This is a genomic window from Dolichospermum lemmermannii CS-548 (assembly GCF_028330815.1).
Taxonomy (GTDB): Bacteria; Cyanobacteriota; Cyanobacteriia; order Cyanobacteriales; family Nostocaceae; genus Dolichospermum; species Dolichospermum lemmermannii.
Map to the genome: position 1 here is coordinate 1 of NZ_JAQMTJ010000271.1, position 15928 is coordinate 15928.

The 15928-nt window shown below is 37.1% G+C and carries 16 protein-coding genes and 3 pseudogenes; 12 read left to right on the forward strand and 7 right to left on the reverse strand.

All coding sequences use genetic code 11. From position 1 onward, the window contains the following. From PN450_RS18605 to PN450_RS18630, 6 genes and pseudogenes are all read left to right on the forward strand, one after another. Positions 1-194, forward strand: a pseudogene (locus PN450_RS18605) (hypothetical protein); the annotation flags it as partial. 141 nt (positions 195-335) lie between these two features. Further along, positions 336-1664, forward strand: a pseudogene (locus PN450_RS18610) (ABC transporter ATP-binding protein); the annotation flags it as partial. A 297-nt stretch (positions 1665-1961) separates the two neighbouring features. After that, positions 1962-2159 carry a hypothetical protein gene (locus PN450_RS18615; RefSeq protein ID WP_148766026.1) on the forward strand — a complete coding sequence of 66 codons (198 nt, stop codon included), beginning with the start codon at positions 1962-1964 and terminating at the stop codon, positions 2157-2159. A 306-nt stretch (positions 2160-2465) separates the two neighbouring features. Next, the gene (locus tag PN450_RS18620; protein WP_233467002.1) at positions 2466-2921 is read left to right on the forward strand and encodes a hypothetical protein; all 456 of its coding nucleotides are present in this window, start codon (positions 2466-2468) and stop codon (positions 2919-2921) included. Then, on the forward strand, positions 2914-3723 hold the full coding sequence (locus PN450_RS18625; RefSeq protein WP_148766030.1) for a toll/interleukin-1 receptor domain-containing protein: 810 nt from the start codon (positions 2914-2916) through the stop codon (positions 3721-3723). Before PN450_RS18620 ends, PN450_RS18625 begins: the two co-directional genes overlap by 8 nt. A gap of 9 nt (positions 3724-3732) precedes the next feature. Continuing rightward, complete coding sequence (locus tag PN450_RS18630) at positions 3733-4941, forward strand: pentapeptide repeat-containing protein (RefSeq protein ID WP_271837178.1); 1209 nt, start codon at positions 3733-3735, stop codon at positions 4939-4941. Between the two features lie 101 nt (positions 4942-5042). Here PN450_RS18630 and PN450_RS18635 read toward each other — a convergent pair whose 3' ends face one another. Then, positions 5043-5819 (reverse strand): sucrose-phosphate phosphatase, encoded by a 777-nt coding sequence (locus tag PN450_RS18635; RefSeq protein WP_168694729.1) that lies wholly within the window; start codon positions 5817-5819, stop codon positions 5043-5045. A 47-nt stretch (positions 5820-5866) separates the two neighbouring features. Between PN450_RS18635 and PN450_RS18640 the strand changes: the two are divergent. The 3 genes and pseudogenes from PN450_RS18640 to bioF all read left to right on the forward strand — a co-directional run. After that, a pseudogene (locus PN450_RS18640) lies at positions 5867-6217 on the forward strand (HAD-IIB family hydrolase); the annotation flags it as partial. Then, positions 6214-6855: a Holliday junction branch migration protein RuvA gene (gene ruvA / locus PN450_RS18645; RefSeq protein ID WP_148766036.1), complete on the forward strand. Its 642-nt coding sequence runs from the start codon at positions 6214-6216 to the stop codon at positions 6853-6855. The pseudogene PN450_RS18640 and the gene ruvA, both read left to right, overlap by 4 nt. A gap of 6 nt (positions 6856-6861) precedes the next feature. Then, complete coding sequence (bioF, locus tag PN450_RS18650) at positions 6862-8046, forward strand: 8-amino-7-oxononanoate synthase (protein WP_148767186.1); 1185 nt, start codon at positions 6862-6864, stop codon at positions 8044-8046. On the opposite strand, the gene PN450_RS18655 is transcribed toward bioF, so the two are convergent. From PN450_RS18655 to PN450_RS18680, 6 genes are all read right to left on the reverse strand, one after another. Continuing rightward, positions 8043-8231 carry a type II toxin-antitoxin system HicA family toxin gene (locus tag PN450_RS18655; RefSeq protein ID WP_148766038.1) on the reverse strand — a complete coding sequence of 63 codons (189 nt, stop codon included), beginning with the start codon at positions 8229-8231 and terminating at the stop codon, positions 8043-8045. The two genes, bioF and PN450_RS18655, sit on opposite strands and share 4 nt — an antisense overlap. A gap of 2 nt (positions 8232-8233) precedes the next feature. Beyond that, complete coding sequence (locus PN450_RS18660) at positions 8234-8452, reverse strand: type II toxin-antitoxin system HicB family antitoxin (protein ID WP_148766041.1); 219 nt, start codon at positions 8450-8452, stop codon at positions 8234-8236. 6 nt (positions 8453-8458) lie between these two features. Beyond that, entirely contained in the window at positions 8459-8611 is a 153-nt protein-coding gene (locus PN450_RS18665) for a hypothetical protein (protein WP_210422248.1), read from the reverse strand. Further along, positions 8608-8832, reverse strand: a complete 225-nt coding sequence (locus tag PN450_RS18670; RefSeq protein ID WP_148766043.1) for a hypothetical protein — start codon at positions 8830-8832, stop codon at positions 8608-8610. The genes PN450_RS18665 and PN450_RS18670 overlap by 4 nt, the downstream gene beginning before the upstream one ends. Positions 8833-9183: 351 nt before the next feature. Next, positions 9184-10902 carry a bifunctional serine/threonine-protein kinase/formylglycine-generating enzyme family protein gene (locus PN450_RS18675; protein ID WP_148766047.1) on the reverse strand — a complete coding sequence of 573 codons (1719 nt, stop codon included), beginning with the start codon at positions 10900-10902 and terminating at the stop codon, positions 9184-9186. 390 nt (positions 10903-11292) lie between these two features. Beyond that, positions 11293-12222: an RpnC/YadD family protein gene (locus tag PN450_RS18680; RefSeq protein WP_148766049.1), complete on the reverse strand. Its 930-nt coding sequence runs from the start codon at positions 12220-12222 to the stop codon at positions 11293-11295. A gap of 236 nt (positions 12223-12458) precedes the next feature. Between PN450_RS18680 and xseA the strand changes: the two genes are divergently transcribed. From xseA to PN450_RS18695, 3 genes are all read left to right on the forward strand, one after another. Then, positions 12459-13679 (forward strand): exodeoxyribonuclease VII large subunit, encoded by a 1221-nt coding sequence (xseA, locus tag PN450_RS18685; RefSeq protein ID WP_148766051.1) that lies wholly within the window; start codon positions 12459-12461, stop codon positions 13677-13679. A 67-nt stretch (positions 13680-13746) separates the two neighbouring features. Further along, positions 13747-15102, forward strand: coding sequence for an NYN domain-containing protein (locus tag PN450_RS18690; protein WP_271837179.1), 1356 nt, complete (start codon positions 13747-13749; stop codon positions 15100-15102). Between the two features lie 99 nt (positions 15103-15201). Next, complete coding sequence (locus tag PN450_RS18695) at positions 15202-15912, forward strand: SDR family oxidoreductase (RefSeq protein ID WP_015080782.1); 711 nt, start codon at positions 15202-15204, stop codon at positions 15910-15912. The last annotated feature ends 16 nt before the right edge of the window (positions 15913-15928 follow it).

Sequence of the window (15928 nt, forward strand, 5' to 3'; positions counted from 1 at the left end):
ACGCAGGCTATCAAAATATTTCCCAAGTTGTTCATTCTCGTCATCGCAGTATTTCTAATTTTATGGTTAATATTATTGCGGTTCGGCTTCGCTCACCGACCACTGGTTTAATTGCTTATACTTGGCAAGATAAAAAACCTTCTTTAAAATTAGATAAACATGAAGTAACTACTCTACCAGCTTTATTAATTTAATTATTTTCATGCAATTAAATTATGAGTCCAAAATATTCAATTTTGGATTGTTTTCTCTTGTTTATTTATTGTCAACAATCATTGCTAATTGAGAAAAGCCTGATATAATTAGTTCTCAGGATGATTATTTATATCGAACTCAGGTTGTATCGCACCTATCCTCCCCTGGCTGCATTTGTGGGGATTTGGGCAGTTTTGTTCATCAGTATTTCTTTCTGGTTAGCAACTCGATGTCGAATTTATGCCCGCAAAGCCGCCGCAGCTAGAAGTGAAACCACTGGCATTATTGTAGATTCGGTGACAAGTCTCACCAGTAGCAGACTTTTTGCTCGTTTGGGTTTTGAACGCCGCTATTTGAACGACCAATTAAAGAGTGAACTCAAAGAGGTAAGAAAGTCTAACTGGTATTCTGAACGAATCCGCTGGTTTCAGTTTATCTCAGCAGCCGTTCTGAAAATCGGTACTCTATATTACTCACTTTCTCTTTGGAGTCAAGGAAAAATTGCTACGGCTGACTTTGTTGTTGCTACCAGTTTGTCACTGTTAATCATTAGTGAAGCCCGCAATTTAAGCAAACGGTTTCTGGAATTGTTTGAACATATTGGTAATATCGCCAATGGTGTGAATACTATCATTCAACCCCATGAAATTATTGATCGGGATAATGCTATAGATCATGCGATCACTAAAGGTAGCATTGAGTTTCGACAAGTGCATTTTGGCTACTCATTAGAAAAGACCGTATTTAATAATCTTTCTGTCACTATTCAACCAGGTGAAAGAGTCGGATTGGTAGGTTTTTCTGGTTCTGGGAAATCTAGTTTTGTCAATCTGATTTTGCGTTTATTTGACCCCCAATCGGGACAAATATTAATTGATGGGGTAGATATCAAAGATATGTCTCAGGAAGCCTTACATTCGCAAATTAGTTTGATTCCTCAAGATCCCTCTCTGTTTCACCGCAGTTTGCTGGAAAATATTCTCTATGGACGTTTAGAAGCTTCAGAAGCAGAATTGATAGAAGCATCACGAAAAGCTTATGCTGACGATTTTATTACCCAGATAAAGGAGGGTTATGATTCTCTGGTGGGGGAACGTGGTGTTAAACTTTCTGGGGGACAAAGACAACGAATTGCGATTCCTACGGAGCGCTTCGCTATCGCTCGCGTTATCCTCAAAAATGCACCTATCTTAATCTTAGATGAAGCAACTTCTAGCCTTGATTCCATTACCGAAAAAGCGATTCAAGATACTCTAGACACAGCAATGAATGGAAAAACTGTCATTGTAGTAGCTCATCGTTTATCTACTATCGCTCATTTAGACCGGATTTTGGTGTTTGATCAAGGTCGCATCATTGAAGATGGTACACACTCTAAACTATTGGCTAAGGGTGGAGCTTATCACAGATTATGGCAAATGCAAGCCGGTGGATTTTTGCCAGTAGCAGCTATAGCAAGTGACAGTTGACAGAGCTGAATAAGTTGTCTGTGAAGGCAGGGAACTCTTAACTGGGAACAGTTTTAGCTATATGGATATCCTCAATTTTCCAAATCCGATAAGGAAAAATGCACCTATTTTGGCTGATGGTGTCCCAAAATAGGTGCATTTTTTTTGAGATAAAAATCTGTAAAACCTTTATTAATAAACGGTTTTAGCTTTATTCAGCAAGCCCTACATATACATTTTCGGTATCGGCTCAATAAATAGGGGTAACAGAGGAAAATAAGTGCAACGAGGTACACACAGTGTCATAGAATAGGAGAGATGACGCAAAAAATTATTGAGAGTGACAAATTAATATCAAATTTACTGCAAACCATCGAGCCAAAAGGGATTGCAGACGAATCAATGCGTCATCCAGTAGAGATATTACTAAATTTAATAGAGCAGTTACAATCAGAAGTCAAAGAATTAAGGGCAGAAAATCAGCGCCTACGGGATCATTCGTCAATTCTGCGCTAAGTGCAAAGTCATCGTCAACAATATGGGACAAAGATAGTCTACTTTACAGGGCGATAGTGAAGCGCTGCTGCAAGCAGTTCCGCCTATTCATTACCGAGAACTGCAATTTGATACTCTCGTCTTACCTGTCCACTATCTAAAGTTTGATTTTTAAGTAATATGACATATTTAGCTAAAATCCTGCGAAATTATGTGATGCTTAACTAAGATTATTGTTTTACATAACTTCACTTATTATGCCTAAATCTGACCCTGCCAAAATCAAAAAAAAAAGTATCATTCAGTCTTCCTTTTAGTATTGGTTCTGTGGAATGGGAAGCCGATCCAACAGAACGCAAAGCCGCCTGGTCACTTTCTGTTGAACTTGTTACCCGCATTGCAGTACAGCCTTTAGAAACTGACCAAGGACTTTTACGGGAAGCTTTGACATCTTTATACAACCTGTTTCCTGTAACCAGACAAGTTTTAAAGGAAGCAGGTCCTGATGTGGGAGCATCAATTGATTCAGTGGGAGGAATTGCGATCGCAGTCTTAAATAACGGTTTGCGTCCTTTCCTTGCTAAGTGGCATCCTCTCTTACAAACATGGGAAGCACAGCGTCCTCCTCATCTGAGTGCGAAAGAACATGAGCGCAATTGGTCTGAAGAAACAAAATTGCGGGCTGAGTTAGAATTACTGAGGAAAGACTTGGAAAAATATGCCAACGCATTAGCGGAAATTGCTGGAGTCAAGGAAAAACAAAAGGAAGTGAACAATGGCTGAATTTGATGTTTTTTTAGCTCACAATAGTATAGATAAGCCTGTAGTTAAAGTTATTTATGAAGCACTTGAAAAGCGTGGTATAACCTCGTGGTTAGATGGAGAAGAAATTCGTCCAGGAAGTTTATTTCAAGATGCAATACAAAAAGGAATTCCATTAAGTAAATCAGCCGCTATATTTATTGGAAAAAGTGGATTAGGAATGTGGCAAGGACTGGAATTAAAAGTAATTTTGTCAATGTGTTTAAAACAGAATATACCAGTAATTCCTGTGTTATTGCCAGGAGTGTCCGACTTGCCACAGGATATGCTTTTTTTGAAAGAATTCAATTATATAAATATTTATGACGGTGAGATAGTCAATAAAATTGTCAATAAACGTGTTTTAGATTTATTACAATGGGGCATAAAAGGCCAGAAACCAGAAGATTATTCAGCAGAACAGATAAAGATAAAGCCAGGAAAAATACCGAATAAAGAAAAGTTAGTAGACTTAGTAATTCAAGATATTTATGATAGAAAGGATAATCCCTACGCAGACGCTACAATATGGTTTGATGCTATTGAAAAAATTATTGATGATTTAGTTGATGATTTAGTTGATGCTATTGCAGAAAATAATGATAAAAACAAAAATAAAATATTGCCTCGATTGGGTAAAATTCCTATTTTTACTGCATATAGAAATTCTCAAGAATTACTGATAAATAAATACATTATGAATCAAATTAAAAATAAGCTAGAAAAAAAAGGAAAAAGTAAAAACGAAATTGTTAATATAATCCAACAACTATTGTTAAATTAATAAGACACTATGGAAAAACATAAATTTCTGAAAAACAACTATACAGCAGGAAATATTCTCAACTTATTGTTGCAATTATACTCGGAAAAAGATTTTCAATACTGGGATCTATCAGAAATAGATATTTGGGGTGTTGACTTCCGAGACGCTATCTTAACAGGAGTGGATTTTAATGACTCTGACCTGAAGAACTGTATTTTTACTCAACCTTTAGGATGTATTCACTCCATTGCTTTTAATGCTGATGGTAATTATTTTGCTACAGGCGATGCTCATGGATTAATTCGAGTACATAATACAGAAAACTTGGCTCTGTGTTTTTTTGAAAAGGGAGCAGGAAATCAGATTTGGTCAGTGGCTTTTAGTTCAGGGACAAATTCTCAACGATTTGCATTAGCAGCAGAAGATGGTAGCGTTAAGTTGTTCGAGATTGAAAACCTTGCTTCAGGCAAACTCAATTTTAAGGAAACCAACTCATGGCGTGAAACAGGACGTGTATTATCAGTAGCCTTTAGCCTTGATCCTGAAAGCAATATTCTGGCATTTGGAGGAGATGGAAATGCAATAACTTTCTACAAAATTAAAGAGAAAGATACAATACGTTTGCCCATCAGTAATGTGTATTGTATGACTTTTATTGATGACAGAACTCTTTATAGTTGTAGCCAAGAGGGAGATTTTATTGGTTGGGATTTAAGTACACGTAACCCTCAAATATTCTACCAAGAACGTAAGAGGCATGAAAAATTAATACGTTGTATTGCGTTTAATGCAACAAAACAAATTATAGCCACTGGATCTGAAGATGGAAAATTGAAAATTTTCGATACTAACAATAAACAAGACTTACAATTCCAGCTAGTCTATATTGAAAACGGATCTGAAAAAGACTATGAATATACAAAATATATTAGTGAAATACGTACACTAGCATTTAGTTGCGATGGGAGTATTCTTGCAATTGGATGTATTTGTAAGAATCAACCTGATAATAGTGAGCATAAAATTCTACTGTTTGATTTAACTGGAGACAAATGGAAACTGATTAGCACATTGGATAATTCTCTTTCAGAAAACCAAGACCAAAATGGTCATACACATTTGATCAGAAGCATTGCATTTAGTCCTAACACTGATAAACCTCTATTTTTTATAAGCGGTGGTGATGGACGCACTGTCAAACTCTGGGATTGGAATTATGAATATTTCTGGAGTTAAAAATTTAGATGATGCCCAAATATCTGCTTTAAAAGAATTAGGAGCTTCAAGGGATTAAACAAATAAGCTAGTTGAATCAAAAAAAACGGAACTATTAAGTTTTATTCTTCCAAAAATTCAAAATGCCGTAAACCTTCTTCAATTCCAGCAGCAAACTCAGCTTTTGCTAAGTAACGATTTTTGCTTGGGTTTGCTTTGTGCCAATCTAGTAATTCTTGTTTGGCATTTGCAACAATAATACCTTTTTCTTTTCTATTGGCAAAGAGGGCAATATCATTACCAGAGTCCCCACACGCAACTGTTTTGGCTGGTTCTATTTCTAAATATTCGCGGACAAAGGTCATGGACATACCTTTGTTGGCTTTACGTGGTAGGATGTCTAGGTCTTTGTTATCACTATAAATAACTTGAATATCTAAACTTTGTTGGAGTAAGGCTTTTTCTAAGTCTGATACTATTTGTAGAGCCGTTTTTTCTTGGAGAAAATAGCTAACTTTAAAAGGTCTTTGCTCACTTTCCGGCTGTGGTTTTAATTGAGTAAAATTGGCAGCTATTTTTACAACTAATTCTCTATCCCAATCTTCAGATAGATTCTCTGACCACTGATTATTAATAATCAATTGATCTTGATGATTATAAGAGTAAATTTCTGTACCTACGGCGCAAATGAGTATATTTGGCTGTAAAAGTGCTGTTCGTTTTTGATTTTGTTGTTGTTCTAGTTGCTGATACAGATATAGCGATCGCCCAGTAGAGTAAACAATTTTTGTATTGTGTTGCTGACGATATAGTTCTAATTTGCGATTCAGTCCTTCCATTGCTTGATCATCACCCACGAGAGTGTGATCAAGATCGGTAATGAAAAGAAATTGAGTCACAGTATACTCCTTATATATAGTCGTTTTCAAACCAAATTCGCCTGACTATACCACAACTTGAAACCGAGTTGCAAAAAACTCAACTAAATGTAAAGTTAATCTATAGTAGTGAAATTGACCTTGACATTTTACCCCATACCAGCGATAAAGGTCAAGCAATGCAGTTTTTACGACAGAAGTGGAAATTTGCAGCCGAGCAGACTGTTGTTTGTGGCGATTCAGGTAATGATATAGCTTTATTCGCTGTCGGTAGGGAACGGGGAATCATTGTCGGGAATGCTCGTCCAGAGTTACTCCAATGGTATCATCAGCATCCTGCGGACTACCGTTACCTCGCTCAAAACCGTTGTGCTGCTGGGATTATGGAAGGTTTAAAATATTTTGGTTTCCTAGAATGATTAGCTATCTTAAAGGTATCGTTGCTGGTGTCCAAGCCATTACTCCTAATCGCGTCATCTTGACCTTAGAAGTCAATGGCACAGGTTACGATTTACAAATTCCCCAACGTTTGTCCAACCAGTTAACCTCAACTGGCGATGTGATCCAAATCTTTACCCATTACCAGATTCGGGAAGAAGTACCCATGCTTTACGGTTTTTCTTCTCCTTCCGAACGGGATTTATTTCGCCATTTGCTCAGTGTTAGCGGTATTGGTGCAGCATTAGCGATCGCTCTCTTGGATACAATGGAATTACCAGAGTTAGTCCAAGCCATTGTCGCTGCTAACATCCAAATGCTAATTCAAGCCCCTGGAGTGGGCAAGAAGACCGCTGAACGCATCTGTTTAGAACTAAAGAGTAAACTCATCGAATGGCGCAAATCAGCGGGCTTCTTTGTGGCTACAGGGGGACCCGCACCAGGAATTTTAGAAGAAGTGCAAATGACTCTTTTCGCTTTGGGATATACTGCCCATGAAGTCAGTCACGCTTTGCACACAGTTAGCGAAAATATTGGTTTACCCAAAAATGCCTATGTGGAAGATTGGATTAGACAAGCGATCGCTTATCTTAGCAGTAGTGAAGTAGAGTGTTCCTAATTCATGATCAATAATAATCCCTATGCTTGGATAAATGAATCTCTCGCCACTATTCATCGGGCTGACTGGTATCGTTGCGTGCAAACTATTCACAGCCGACCCGGTGCAACTGTGGTCTTATCTGGGCAAGAGGTTATTAATTTTGCCAGTAATGATTACTTAGGATTAGCAGGAGATGAACGCTTACAAATAGCCGCCATTACTGCTATTCAACAATTCGGCACTGGTAGTACAGGTTCTAGATTACTCAGTGGGCATCGAGAAATACATAAAGAATTAGAACAGGCAATAGCATCTACTAAACAAACCCAAGACGCATTAGTATTTAGTTCTGGTTATTTAGCTAATTTAGGGACAATTGCGGCCATAGTCGGCAAAAGAGACTTAATTTTATCTGATGAATATAATCATTCCAGCTTAAAAAAGGGAGCAATTCTCAGCGGTGCAACTGTCATGGAATATCCGCACGGTGGTACTGCAGTACTGCAAGAAAAGTTACGGGAACACAGGAAAAATTTTCGCCGCTGTTTGATCATCACTGATAGCGTCTTTAGCATGGATGGTGATTTATGTCCATTACCCCAACTGCTAGATTTAGCTGAAGAATTTAGGAGTATGCTACTACTTGATGAAGCTCATGCTACGGGAGTCATGGGAAAAACTGGCGCTGGCTGTGTAGAACATTTTGGGTGTACAGGGAGGGAATTAATTCAAATTGGCACATTAAGTAAAGCTTTGGGAAGTTTAGGCGGATATGTAGCCGGAAGTAGCTCCCTGATTGACTTTTTACGCAATCGTGCCCCCAGTTGGATTTATACCACCGCCCTTTCTCCCGCAGACACAGCAGCAGCTTTAGCCGCTATGAAGATAGTGCGAGAAGAACCGGAAAGGCGATCGCAACTTTGGCAAAATGTCAATTATTTAAAACAATTAATTACAGAGAATTTACCTAACTTAAAGTTATTCCCCACAGAATCGCCGATATTATGTTTTCAATTATCTAGTGCAGCAGCCGCATTAACAGCCGGACAGCATTTGCGAGAATCAGGAATTTTTGCCCCAGCCATTCGTCCCCCCACAGTTAGCACCAGTCGGATTAGAATATCTGTCATGGCTACCCATGAGTTAGGACATCTTGAGAAATTGGTAGAAGTGATCAAAAGTATAGAAGAATTAGACCATAAGGTTTAAAATTTAGGTAATAAATCAGCTTGTTTACAAATTGCATTGGCAGTAATGCGATCAATTGCACGATGTCTTTTGACGGGAATGGTTTTTACATCATTAGTATAAATAGAATGATTGCCACCTTCCCGCAATAAATAAAATCCATTTTCTTCCAAATACTTAATTAAATCTTTTCGTTTTACGGACATGATTATACTTCTACAGGAATTTGTTCAAGTAAAGAGTTTCCTGTGGGAATTTCTTTATTTTGCTGATGATAGGCAAGAATCATTTCTTTGAGTGCATCTTGTAACATAGCTCTACAGATTTCTAGTGTTTCTCCTTCGGTAATGATTTCTTGCCATTCAATCAGTTGTCCCATATATCCACTATTTATTTTGGTATATTTTGCGGTGTATGTAGTTAGCATAAGATATTAATCAAGAGTATTTTCTAAATTATAACTTTTTTTGAGCGATAGCGAAGCGCGACCTAGATATGATAAGCGCAAAGGAATATAAGAAACTAAGCTAGTTTCCCCTAAAGAATTCGATTTTTCAATAAATTGCCAGCGTTTTTTTAATGTCATTTAGTTGTTTTTGGTTGTAAATGTTGCTGTAACATATCAGTTAAAGTTTTCTCCGCTGCAAAAGCATCATAAGGCGACCAAACTTCATAAGTTTTAGCATTTTCAAGCAAATCTGGATTTTGTTCATTTCTAGCTAATTCTGTGGCTAAAAATTGAATAGCTTTGATTTTTTCTTGATGAGATAATTTTTGCAGTGATGGTAAAATTTCCGTTAATGTCATAGAAATATAGGGTAAAAGTTATTTACATTATACTGCGATCGCTCTCTTAATCTTTTACCTCAATGTTAATCCTTTAATCGGTGGATATCCTGATCCAGACAATTATTTCGCGCAATCTCTCTTAGAGATCCCGTAGGGTAGTCGCAAAGGAGCAAAGACGCAAAGAAGAAAAGAAGAAAAGAAGAAAAGAAGAAAAGAAGAAAAGAAGAAAAGAAGAAAAGAAGAAAAGAAAGAGATTTTCTTTTTAAACCAGTGTAGGGGTTTAGCAAAAAATCAAATCATGTAAATCCTTAAATCATAAAAATCATAGTTCAGACATTTTCGATTAAAAATATTTGGAAGGGTAAATAACTAAAGAGTCCCTGCACCCGAAACTACCAACCGAAAACCGTTGTCTTTGTTCCTGCGGTCTCCATTATTGTAGCTGCGACTAGCAGAACGGCAATAAGAAGGATTTAGATACCACTGACCACCACGCAGCATACGTTTATTGTCACTTTGACTAATCCAAGGAATATTGTTATTAGGCCAAGTAGGTGCGTTAATATAATTTTCGTGCCAGCCATCTTCACACCACTCCCATACATTTCCGTGCATATCATATAAACCAAAAGCATTAGGGGGAAACTTCCCTACGTCTGTGGTTTGTCCATACTTATTATTATGATTGACTAAATCGGTGGTAATAGTGTCACCAAAGTAGTAGAGAGTTGTAGTATTAGCTCTACAAGCATATTCCCATTCAGCTTCACTGGGCAAGCGATATATTTTACCTGTAGCCTTACTTAGTCTAGTACAAAATTCCTGTGCATCATGCCATGATACTCTTTCAACTGGAAGATTTCCGCCTTTGAGCTTTGAGGGTTGAGAGTTTAAATCTATATTCACTTTCGCTAAAGCTGCTACCCTTTCCCATTGTGCTTGGGTAACAGGGTATTTTCCCATGTAAAATGGTTGAATGGTAACTTGATGTTGCGGTTTCTCATTATCCTTTCCTTCTCTTTGCGGTGAACCCATGAGGAATTTTCCTCCAGGTATTGCTACCATTTCTAAAATTACTCCATTTCCTAAATTTTCATTTTGGTCAGGATAAACTGGTGGTTTTAGTGGTGGAGAAATAAATTGTAAAACTTGCTGAAAGGGATTAGGAAAAACAGGTGGTTGTGGGACGATAATATTAGCTGGAACTTCCTGTATTTGTAATGCTAAGAAAACCTCTGTTGCAGACTGAAACCGATTAACTGGAATGTCTTGCAACATCTTATCTAAAACTATTTCTAACTCCTGACTCACAGAAACATATTGTTTCCATATCCACTGCATTCTCATAGAATCAAATATTAAATCATCACCATCATCTTTTTGAAAATATCCCGTTAATAAACGAATACAAGTTACAGCTAAACTATAAAGATCACTATTCGGAAAAACCTTCCCGCGCATTTGTTCCGGTGGTGCATATCCCAGCGTTCCCGTAATTGTCCCCACTCTACTCAAAACACTTCCCCCAACTTCCTTAGAAACTCCAAAATCAATTAGGAATAAAGCACCAGTTTGAGAACTTCTAATAATATTTTCTGGTTTAATATCTCTATGAATGACTTTATTATCATGGACAAATTGTAAAATAGGTAATAATTCAATTAATATCTGTTTAACTTCCGATTCGCTGAATTTTCCTTTTTGTTGTAATTCATCTAAGAGATTTTTACCTTCGATAAATTCCTGAATTAAATATAATCTTCCTTCTTGGGGAAAGAATGCGAGTAAATCTGGAATATGTGAATGTTTCCCTAAATCTCGCAGTCGAAAAGCTTCTTGTTTAAATAACTCCGTCGCTTTTTCTAAAGCCGCACTTCCCGACTGTTGGGGTAAAAATTGCTTAATCACACAGGGAGTATCTAATCTTTGTTCGTCTACTGCTAAAAACGTTCTCCCAAAGCCACCTTCACCAATAACCCGCACACCGCGATACCGTTCTTGCAATACCAGTTTACTCCCACAACGTTGACAGAATATCGTCTTAGGTGGATTTTGCTGTAGACAGTCGGGGTTAAGACACTGACTCATAGATACAGGTGAGTAATTACATTGATAATTATAATCACATTTTGACTATCCTTATCCATCCAATTTTTGATGAGGGATACAGTTATTCGTAGGTTGGGTTGAGGTAACGAAACCCAACATTACCAATGATTTCGTTCCACAACCTAACCTACCATATAATGACTTTTTGAGGCTTAACCGAGCAGTATTGGGAGGCGATGCCTACGGCGAGCGAAGCTATCGCCCTCTTTCAGCAGTCTTTACAACTCAATGAAAGCATTAGGGATGTCCAAGGTAACCTTATCTTCATCGCTATTATTATTTTCTTCCATTTTTCTTCGATAGATAATTCCACTCAAACTTATAAAAGAGACGTTTCATGAAACGTCTCTACATTGTTTTTCAAAACATCTAATCAACTTTAAACCTAGCTAACAATTCCTCACGGGAAAGATTAGATAAATTAAGTAATAACTGGGTTCTTTCCGTTAAAGAAAGTTCCATCATCGGAATCACAATAGTAGATAACTCCTCATCTAAATTACCAAAACGCACCGCTAACAAACTCTCGACCATCAAACGCTGTCCGTCTTGTTGTCCTTCCTGTCTTCCTTCCTGTCTTCCTTCTTCTATTCCCTCTTGTTTCCATTCTTCACACTGTTTAAGATATGCTGGTGATAAACTCATAATTAACTCCCTTACTTCTTCATCATTAACATCACTATTCAATTCTAAATTTTTCTGCCAAGATGCGAAAATTGCTACCAGTTTATTCAATTTATCATTCTCTCGTGAAAGTTCAACAACTTTGCTGATAGCTTCAGTTTGAGTTTTGCCTTTTCCCATTGCCCTTAACCATAGTGTATCCTCTATTATGGGTAATTGGTTAATAGCAACAATAGCCGCTTTCTGGTATTTTGGCAGAAAATAAACTCCTTTTTCCCATCCCTCCTTTGTTTTTGCTCCAAACCCTTCCAAGATTCTTTCAGAACAAGTGGGTGTTAAAATCCATAGAAAGGGTAATTCTTCTTCAGAGATAGAACGTTTTTCTCTTTTCGCTTGTCTTAACAATTCACCCTGAACACTATACAATTTTAACAAACAACTCCTAATTTCTATCTCACTAGGTGCATTACGGTAAGGTTCAAAAAGACAGCTTGTAACTGCCATTTTTCCTAATAATCCTAATTCTGAATTTATAACTGTTGTTGTCGGAACAAACCAAACATCTATTTCCTGAACTTCGCTTTTTACATCTTTACTGGTTTTGACCTCTCCTAAAGGTGCTAATAATTCTTCTAGATATTCTTTAGCAAGTTGGTCGTGCGGTTGTCTTGTCATAAATTAGTATTTTCTTATATCAGTATATAGAGTTTTATTATCCCGATTCTCAAAGCGTGAGGGAAATTATCAATGATCTGCACAAATCAAGGCATTAGACCTTTATGATACAATAATACTAACTTAATTAATAATTCTCCCCTAATTTTTTTCATTTTCCAATCATCAATCCATGAACAAAAGGTGATAAAAAAGTCGGGGATCTCGGTTATTTGTATCACCTATCACCTACTGCTATGACCTTTGACTTTCCTAATACCGCCCTTTCCGTAGCTGGTTTAACCGACTATCTAAAATTACTCTTAGAACAAGATGAAATTCTCAGACAAGTGTGGGTAACTGGAGAAGTTTCCAGCACAAATCATCACCAGAGTGGGTTATTTTTTACATTAAGAGATACTGATAGTACAGCCGCGATTAAGTGCGTGGCTTGGAAAAGTCAAGTAGCAAAATTAGCACAAATGCCAGTTTCTGGTGAACAGTTAATTATTTTAGGCAGTATTCGTATTTACCCGCAACGGGGAGAGTATCAATTAACAGTGTGGCAAGCCTTACCTGCGGGTGTAGGTTTACAGGCATTACGCTATCAACAACTGAAAAATCGCTTACAGGCTGAGGGACTATTTGATACAGAGAGAAAAAGATACTTTCCCTCACATCCGCAAATTATCGCCGTTATTACGTCCCCAACAGCAGCCGCTTGGGGTGATATTCAAAAAACCCTTAAACATAGATATCCCGGCTTACACATCTTATTTTCTCCCGCAACAGTACAAGGTGAACAAGCACCAGCATCCATTGTAAAAGCCATTGAAAGAGTCAAAAAAGATGGACGTGCAGAAGTATTAATTTTATCAAGAGGTGGTGGTGCTGTTGAGGAATTAGCTTGTTTTAATGATGAAAGAGTGGTTATGGCTGTTGCTAATTGTCCAATTCCCGTTATTACTGGTATCGGACATGAAAGGGATGAATCCTTAACTGATTTGGTGGCCGATTTATGCGTACATACACCAACAGCCGCAGCGGAAACCGTAGTACCTGCATTGGCTGATTTGCAAATTCAACACCAACAGCGAATTACAGGCTTGTGTATAGCCGTAAATTCATCATTAGCAGCTAGGGAAAAGCAACTTCAAGGATTAAAACATCGGTTGCGTCAATTGCGGTTAGATAGACAAGTAGAACAGGAAAGAGACAAGTTATCTTGGAAACATCGGCAATTATTACAGGTAACAACGGGAAAATTACAACAGGCCGGCCAACACTTAGAAATGTTACGACAAAAATTGGCCAGTATTGATCCAAAGTCCGTTTTACAGCGTGGCTATGCAGTGGTGATAACAGAAAATGGTGTAATTCCTCGTTCTGTATCAGAATTAACTATAGGAGAAAATTTAGTGATTCAGTTGGCACAAGGTAAGGTAACAGTTAAAGTTATAGAAGTTACTGAAGGTTGAGTTCTGGAAAATATATTTTCAGACTTGAGGCTTCATACTCAGGATGCTCTACTGTACGCTGTAAGCTATGTCCTATCATGATTCTGCCTTATTACAAAAAATCTCTGTCGAGATTTGTCAATCAATTATTGCTATTCAAAAACAGCAACCAGAATTCTTGATTGCAAAATATCGAACTATTAACTGGCAAATATCTACAAATAAATCGGCTTTAAGTACAAAATTCACAGCCATACTCAGTCAAACTCAAAGCTGGGATGAATTATTACAAAAACTGCAATCATCACTTAAAGCGGTGCTTGTTCCCGCAGCTTTTGATTCACAAATACTATCGGATTTAATATCTGCTGTTGAGCAGCTAAATCCAGAAAATATTGATGTAAATACTAACCATTTACTCCAACGACAATCTGCTAGTATAACTATTTTGCTTTTAGATGCAGAAAACCTGCAACTAAACACGAATACAGAAAAGTTTTTAACTACAATTTGTCATTGTCCTGTACAAGTTAAAATTGCTTTTGCTAATTGGTCAAATCGCGGAAAGTTGGATGTAGAATTACATGAACGTGGCTATGATTTAATTCATGTTCCTGCTGGTAGAGATAATGCTGATGGTAAAATGATTGCGGTGGGTTCTTCTATTCATGAACGCTATCCTCATGTGAAGGAGGTGTTTGTTTGTTCGTCAGATAAGGTAATGACAAACTTATGTAATACACTACAACAAAATGGGATATTAGTTTATCAAGTTACTCAGCATGGAGAAAATATTAAAGTATTCAATAGTTTAACAAGTGAAACTATTAATTATTCTCTTAAACCTTTGCCAGAGATACCATCTATAGAGCAGTTTATTTTGCAAATGAAGGGTCTGATTAAATTACAACAAAAACAAACTAAAAGTTATTGGATTAAGCTTTCGATTCTGTCTAAATTATTTAAAAGCAAACATCAATTAACCATTAGCCAAATTATTGCTCATCACTTTCCCGGTAAGCAAGCCAAAGACGTATTTATTCACTATCCATCTGAGATTGTAGTTCATCAAATTGATGAAAAATCTGAATTATATGTCACCCTTTTTGAACATCATCAATCGAAATCAGAAAATACTCAGGATAATTCACAACAGGAAATTCTGACATCAAAAGTATTATCTCCTATTAATTCTCCCGCAGATTTAGAGCAAGCAATCAAGAATATTTTGACTAATTTAAGCAAGGTAGATAATCATAAATCTCTTGATATTAGTATTTTGGCAAGTAAATTTTATCAGCAATATGGTAAACCAATAACTGAACAAATCAAACAATTAAAGATTGGGGGTAGTTTTGCTAAATTTCTCCATTCTTGTCATTCTTTGCAAATTCAGCAAGTCGGTAAAAAATGGGAAGTGGGTGTGAAAAAATCTGGACTATGATTTGTTTGATTTGGATAATTAATTTGATTTAGAGAATTAAACCCAGAATACCGAGATAGACTGTACTATAAATATAGTCTGTAAAGAAATGTAAATATTATGATGCTACAAGATAAAGTTATTGTCATTGTCGGTGCTACTGGTGGTATTGGTTCTACCTTAACTCGTCAGTTATCCTCCACTGGTGCGAGGTTGGTACTTGTAGCTAGAGACGGGGAAAGTTTAGCAGCATTAGCTAATGAGTTATCAGGAGAGGTGCTGACAGTTCCTACTGATATTACTCAACCTCAACAGGTAGACGCATTAATTCAAAGGACAATAGCTCAGTTTGGACAAATTGATGTTTTGGTAAATGCAGCCGGAGCGGGTATTCTCAAAGCCTACAACACCATTGAATCGGCAGATTTAGATGCAATGCTGGATTTGAATTTAAAAGGCTGTTTTTACACCACTCAAGCCGCAGCGAAGGAGATGCAAAAACGGAAATCTGGTCATATTTGTAATGTTGTCGGTATTCTTGGTAAACATTCAATGCCTATGGCTGCGGCTTATTCTGCGTCTAAGTTCGGTGTGGTGGGTTTTAGTAAATGTATAGCGGAAGAACTGAAACGCTTTGGGGTGAAAATTACGCTTTTTTACTTTGGGGGGATAGATTCTTCTTTTTGGGATAAGGTAAATTTAAAAGTAGATCGGAGTAAAATGCTGAGTTGTGAAACTGCGGCAAATGCTATTTTTTATGCTTTATCTGCCGAACCCCAGGCTATACCCATGGAAATTAATATTCAACCTGAGAGTCATTTATTTTTTTAGTATGTCATAGATAAAG